The sequence below is a fragment of the Inquilinus limosus MP06 genome, assembly GCF_000767795.1.
Taxonomy (GTDB): Bacteria; Pseudomonadota; Alphaproteobacteria; order DSM-16000; family Inquilinaceae; genus Inquilinus; species Inquilinus limosus_E.
On record NZ_JANX01000400.1, the window covers coordinates 1 to 5,894 of the forward strand.

A 5,894-nucleotide genomic window follows, 5' to 3' on the forward strand; every position below is an offset into this window, starting at 1 on the left:
GCGGCGGGCGGGCTGACGCTGGACCCGATCGTCGTCACCGGCGCCGGCGGCACGGCCTGGGGGCCGGTCGACGGCTATGTCGCCGGCCGCAGCGCCACCGGCAGCAAGACCGACACGCCGCTGATCGAGACGCCGGCCTCGGTCTCGGTGATCGGACGGCCGCAGATGGAGGACCAGGCGGTCCGCACGGTGGACGAGGCGCTGCGCTATTCCCCCGGCGTGCGCGCCCAGCCCTTCGGCACCGACTCCCGCTTCGACTGGTTCTACATCCGCGGCTTCCGGGCCTACCAGGACGGGCTGTTCCGGGACGGGCTGTCGCTGTTCTCCACCGCCCTGGCCGGCTGGCGGGCCGAGCCCTACGGGCTGGAGCGGATCGAGCAGCTGCGCGGCCCGTCCTCCTTCCTCTATGGCGGCGGGTCGCCGGGCGGCCTGGTCAACCTGGTCAGCAAGCGGCCGCCGGAGGAGACGCTGCATTCGGCCGAGGCCGGCATCGACGAGCATGGCCGCGCCTTCGGCGCCTTCGACATCGGCGGCCCGCTGGACCAGGACGGCCAGTGGCTGTACCGGGTGACGGCGCTGGTCCATTCCGGCGGCACCGAGACCGAAAAGGCCGAGGATTTCCGAGGCTTCATCGCCCCTAGCCTGACCTGGAAGCCGAACGAGGACACCACGCTGACCATCCTGGCCAGCTACCAGCATGACGACCTGAACCAGGCGCAGGGCTTCCTGCCCTATGTCGGCACGGTGAAGCGGGCCGGCTTCGGCCGCATCCCGCGCGACCTGTTCACCAGCGAGCCGGGCTACGACAAATTCGTCCGCAACCAGGCGATGATCGGCTACCAGCTGGAGCATCGCTTCGACGACACCTGGACGGTGCGGCAGAATTTCCGCTTCGCCCATCTCGACCTGTTCCATGACGGCATGTTCGGCGTCGGCTATGCCGATGCGGCGCAGACCCGGCTGGCCCGCCTGAACTACCAGACCCGGCCCGAGGTGAATTTCGTCACCGTCGACAACCAGGCCGAGGCGAGGTTCGACACCGGGCCGCTGCAGCACACCGCGCTGGTCGGGCTGGACTACAAGCGCTACCAGATCGATGACGACCAGGCGTCGGGCCCGGCGGCGCCGCTCGACATCGTCCATCCGCATTACGGCCGGATCCCCGGCAAGGCCTCGCGCTACATCCTGAACCGGCAGGTGATGAGCCAGCTCGGCGTCTATGTGCAGGACCAGATCAGCTGGGACGACCGCTGGTTCCTGACCGCCACCGGCCGCTACGACTGGGTGTCCTCCGACATCGACAACCATCTGAACGACACCAGCACCAGCTCGAGCGACGGCGCCTTCACCGGCCGCATCGCGCTGCTCTACAAGTCGGATCTCGGCCTGGCCCCCTATGTCAGCTACTCGACCTTCTTCAACCCGGTGGTCGGCACGAATTTCTACGGCCGGCCCTTCGATCCGGAGACCGGCGACCAGATCGAGGTCGGGGTGAAGTACCAGCCGGAGGGGATGGAGAGCTTCTTCTCCGCGGCCGTGTTCGACCTGCGGCGCGAGAACACCACCACCACCGACCCGAACAACATCCTGAACCAGGTGCAGACCGGCGAGGTCCGGTCCCGCGGCGTGGAGCTGGAGGCCAATGCCAGCCTGGCCGAGGGGCTGAACCTGGTCGCCTCCTACACCCGCTACGATCTCGAGGTCACCGAGAGCAACGACGTCGACAAGGGCAAGGTGCCGATCGGCGTGCCGCAGGAGCTCGGCTCCCTGTGGCTCGACTACAAGGTCCGGCACGGCAGCTTCGAGGGCGTCGGCCTCGGCGGCGGGGTGCGCTATGTCGGCGCCAGCTACGCCGATGCCGCCAACACGCTGAAGGTGCCGGCCTCCACCGTGTTCGACGCGGCGGTCAGCTACGGCCGCGACAACTGGCGGGTCTCGCTGAACGCCTCCAACCTGTTCGACCGCACCTATGTCGCCAGCTGCAGCAGCCCGACCGCCTGCTATTACGGCGACGGCCGCGTGGTGAAGCTGACGCTGGGCTACAATTGGTGACGCGCAGGGCCGTCTGGGCGGCGCTGCTGCTGGCCCTGATGGCGGCGCTGCCGGCCAGGGCCGAATGGCCGCGCACGGTCACAGACATCCTCGGCCGGACCGTGACGATCGGGCACGAGCCGCGGCGCATCCTGCTGGCCGAGGGCTTCCAGCTGATCACCCTGGCGCTGCTCGACCCCGACCCGGTGTCGCGCCTGGCCGGCTGGGGCGGCGACCTGGAGAAGCAGGACCCGGCGACCTATGCCCTGTTCAGGGCGCGCTTCCCGGCAGTGGCGGACCTGCCGGTGGTCGGCCTCGGCAGCGGCGAGACCTTCTCGATGGAGAAGGCGCTGGCGGTGGCGCCGGACCTGGCGATCTTCAGCGCCTGGCAGGCGGCGGCGACCAGCCCGGAGGCGATGGCCGCGCCCTTCGAGCAGGCCGGCATCCCGGTGATCTTCGTCGATTTCTACCAGTCGCCGCTGACCCGCACCGTTCCCAGTCTGCGGCTGCTGGGCCGGGCGCTGGGGCGGGAGGAGGCGGCGGAGTCCTTCATCGCCTTCACCGAGGATCGTCTGCGCCGGATCCGCGACCGCATGGCCGGCGTCCCGCCGGGGCCGCGGGTGATGCTGCACGCCTATCCCGGGCTGTGGCCCTGCTGCTGGTCGGCCGGCAGCGGCAGCCTGGGCGAGGTCATCACGCTCGTCGGCGGGCGCAACATCGGCGCCGAGCGGTTCCCGACGCCGAATGGCGGCCAGCTCGACCCGGAATACGTGCTGGCGGCGGACCCGGAGGTCTACATCGCCACCGGCCTGCCGCAGCTCGACCAGGCCGGCAGCATCAGCATCGGCAGCGGGGTGGATGCGGCGGTGGCGCGGGCAAAGCTGGCGGCGCTGGCCTCCGCGCCCGGCCTGGCTGGGACCTCGGCGATGCGCCGGGGCCGGGTGCATGCGCTGTGGAACTTCTTCAACGGCGGCCCGCTCAGCATCGTCGGCATCGAGGCGATGGCGCGCTGGATCCGGCCGGAGCTGTTCGGCGATCTCGACCCCGCGGCGACGCTGGCGGAGATCAACCACCGCTTCCTGGCCGTGCCGTTCACCGGCACGTACTGGATCTCCCTCGACCCCTGACCCGTCCGCAGGAGCGGGACGCTTGGCGGCCGGCGGGCAATGCGGCTAGCCTTGCGCTCCCGAGCGCGGCCCGGCCCGGACCGCCGCGCATGACCGAAGGACAGGCGATGAGCAGCCCGTATCCCGAACTGACCCTCGTCCGCCACGGGGAGACGGAGTGGAGCGCCACCGGCAAGCACACCGGCCGGTCCGACATCCCGTTGACCGCGGCCGGGGCCGAGGCCGCGCGGACGCTGGCCGACCGGCTGCAGGGGCTGTCCGTCACCGCCGTCTGGTCCAGCCCGTCGCAGCGGGCCCGCACCACCTGCGAGCTGGCCGGCTTCGGCGCGCGCGCCGTGGTCAGGGGCGACCTGGCCGAATGGGATTACGGCGCCTATGAGGGGCTGACCACCCGGCAGATCCTGGCCGACCGGCCCGGCTGGCAGCTGTTCCGCGACGGCTGCCCGCAGGGCGAGGCCGCGGCCGATGTCGGGGCGCGGGCGGACCGCATCATCCGCGAATTCCGCGACGCCGGCAGATCGGTGCTGGCGTTCTCCAGCTCGCACTTCCTGCGGGTGCTCGCGGCACGATGGCTGGGCCTGCCGCCGGAGGGCGGGGCGAACTTCGTCCTCGACACCGCCAGCATCAGCGTCCTGGGCTATGAGCACGACCTGACCGAGCCGGTGATCCGCCGCTGGAACCTGAGATAACGCCCATGGCCGCAGCCGACCTCGACGCCTGCCGCGCCGCGATCCTGCGCGCCTTCCCGGATCTGGCCGCGTGCCGCTTCCGGATCCTGGCGGAGAGCTGGGATTCGACGGCGATCGAGGCGGAGGACCGGCTGATCTTCAAGTTCCCGCGGCACGACGCGGCGGCGCGGCGGCTGTGCAAGGAGGCCGCGCTGCTGGGCCTGGTCCGGCCCGCGGTGCCGCTGCCGGTCCCCGACCTCGCGCTGGTGGAGGGGCCGCCGCTGTTCTCGCGGCATGCCAAGATCCCGGGCGAGCACCTGCTGGCGGAGCATTATGCCGGGCTGCCCGAGGCGGCGCGCCGGCGGCTGGCCGAGGACCTGGCCCGCTTCCATGCCGGGCTGCACCGGCTCGATCCCGGCCGGATGGCCGCGGCCGGCGCCGGGCTGGTCGAGGAATGGGGCGGGGCGGACCGGATCGGCGCCAGGGCGCTGTCGGCGCTGCCCGCGGAACTCCGTCCGGCGGCGAAGCGGCTGCTCGACGCCTATGGCCGGCTGCCGCCCGAGCCGCATCCACCGGTCTACGGCTTCTTCGACGGCCATGGCTGGAACATGGCCTTCGACCATGACCGGCAGCGGCTGAACGGCATCTACGACTTCGCCGATTCCGGCATCGGGCCGCTGCACCAGGAATTCGTCTATTCCGGCTTCGTCTCGCCCGACCTGACCGCCCGGCTCGCGACGGCCTATGAGGCGCTGACCGGGCTGGCGCTCGACCGCCGGCGGATTGCCATCCTCACCGGCACGCATCGGCTGTGGGAACTGGCCGAACTGGCCGACGACCCCGAGCATCGGCCGATGATGGTGCGCAGCTTCGCGGACTGGGCCGCGGCGGCGGAGCCCGTCTAGGCGTCCCGGTCCGGAGGGTCAGAGGGCGGCCTGGCTGGACTGCCCGGCCATGTCGGGTCGCGCCGCCACGGCCGCCAGCGGCCCGTACTGGCCGATCAGCAGCGCCGCCTGGGTCCGCAGCCCGTCGCTCAGCTGCACCGCGCCCTGATCCATCTCCTCGGTGGCCCGGAACAGCAGCTTTTCGATGGTGTCGAGATGCTTCGTCCGCAGCGTGCCGGCGGCATGCGCCTCGCCATACCTGGGGTCGAGAAGCCTGTCGTAGAGGGCGTCGAGATGCTCGACCAGCGCGGTTGCGACAGTGATCGACGCCTCGTCGCCGGCCGTCGAGATGAAGCGGATCGGTGGAACGATGCGCGTCGGCCGATCCATAATGCGACCTCCCGGAAATCAATGGTGCACGATCCCTTGGATCGGGCCATTTGGCAACCCGGAAGCTCGCTGGAACGGGATAATTTATCTTACGGATTTTTCAGGGATTTTAGCCGCCGTCGACATATCGCGCCTGGAAGGCGGAGAGGTCGCTGCGGAAGCTGTCGAGACTGTAGTCCCCGGCTTCCGGCGGAGGGGCCAGATCCCGCAGGATCGCGTGCAGAATGCATTCCTGGCTGCGCGCCAGGCTGCCATGCCGCGCCGCCGCCAGGGCCTGGCTGATCCAGGCCGCCTCCTCCGGGCTGGGCGGGAATCCGTCCTCCCAGTTCTGGCCCTGGATGCGAAGCCAGAAGTGCAGCGTCTGCGCGAGGCTCCGGCCGTCGGTCGTCATTCGGTCTGCCATCAGCATGATGTCCAAACAAGACACGGGCGGGCGATTTGTTCCGGTTCCCCGCAACATCCTGTTCATGCGGCAGCGAGGGAACGCGGTGCACAAGGATGGCCGGAGCCATTTCCCAGGCGACCTGACGATGGCGCTTCGTTGCTTCTAAATGCAATCGACTCTCATTTGCATTTCTCGATTGACTCAGTGACCGCCGGTCAGTCATCAATGATCGGCCGACTTCGCGGAAGCGGCTTCACCGGGTTGCGGAGGCATGGCCGTCATGATGATCAACCGGACGATGCTGGCCCTGGCCGGGCCGGTCGGGGGCGAGGTGGCGCTGGGCGCCGGGCTGGGCCTGGCCGTCACCGCGGCCAATCTCGGCCAGGGCGTGCTGCTGGCGCTGGTCGCC

The 5,894-nt window shown here is 70.3% G+C and carries 6 protein-coding genes; 4 read left to right on the forward strand and 2 right to left on the reverse strand.

The window, feature by feature from the left end:
- From P409_RS24145 to P409_RS24160, 4 genes are all read left to right on the forward strand, one after another.
- Positions 1-2,052, forward strand: a 2,052-nt coding sequence (locus P409_RS24145; protein WP_034844652.1) for a TonB-dependent siderophore receptor, incomplete at its 5' end; no start/stop codon positions are given.
- Entirely contained in the window at positions 2,049-3,158 is a 1,110-nt protein-coding gene (locus P409_RS24150; protein WP_238578760.1) for an ABC transporter substrate-binding protein, read from the forward strand. The genes P409_RS24145 and P409_RS24150, both read left to right, overlap by 4 nt.
- An 89-nt stretch (positions 3,159-3,247) precedes the next feature.
- A complete protein-coding gene (locus P409_RS24155; RefSeq protein ID WP_238578761.1) occupies positions 3,248-3,847 on the forward strand; it encodes a histidine phosphatase family protein in 600 nt (199 codons plus the stop codon).
- Positions 3,848-3,852: 5 nt separating this feature from the next.
- Complete coding sequence (locus P409_RS24160; RefSeq protein ID WP_034844656.1) at positions 3,853-4,731, forward strand: phosphotransferase family protein; 879 nt, start codon at positions 3,853-3,855, stop codon at positions 4,729-4,731.
- A gap of 18 nt (positions 4,732-4,749) precedes the next feature.
- Here the strand turns inward: P409_RS24160 and P409_RS24165 are convergent, their stop codons facing one another.
- Both P409_RS24165 and P409_RS24170 read right to left on the reverse strand, forming a co-directional pair.
- Positions 4,750-5,100, reverse strand: a complete 351-nt coding sequence (locus P409_RS24165) for a hypothetical protein (RefSeq protein ID WP_034844657.1) — start codon at positions 5,098-5,100, stop codon at positions 4,750-4,752.
- Between the two features lie 109 nt (positions 5,101-5,209).
- The gene (locus tag P409_RS24170) at positions 5,210-5,491 is read right to left on the reverse strand and encodes a hypothetical protein (RefSeq protein ID WP_152613516.1); all 282 of its coding nucleotides are present in this window, start codon (positions 5,489-5,491) and stop codon (positions 5,210-5,212) included.
- Positions 5,492-5,894: the final 403 nt, after the last annotated feature.

Excerpts from the sequence above, each read along its gene's own strand:
- P409_RS24170 (WP_152613516.1), bottom strand. The coding sequence starts at position 5,491 with ATGACGACCGACGGCCGGAGCCTCGCGCAGACGCTGCACTTCTGGCTT.
- P409_RS24155 (WP_238578761.1), top strand. The coding sequence starts at position 3,248 with ATGACCGAAGGACAGGCGATGAGCAGCCCGTATCCCGAACTGACCCTC.
- P409_RS24165 (WP_034844657.1), bottom strand. The coding sequence starts at position 5,100 with ATGGATCGGCCGACGCGCATCGTTCCACCGATCCGCTTCATCTCGACG.
- P409_RS24160 (WP_034844656.1), top strand. The coding sequence starts at position 3,853 with ATGGCCGCAGCCGACCTCGACGCCTGCCGCGCCGCGATCCTGCGCGCC.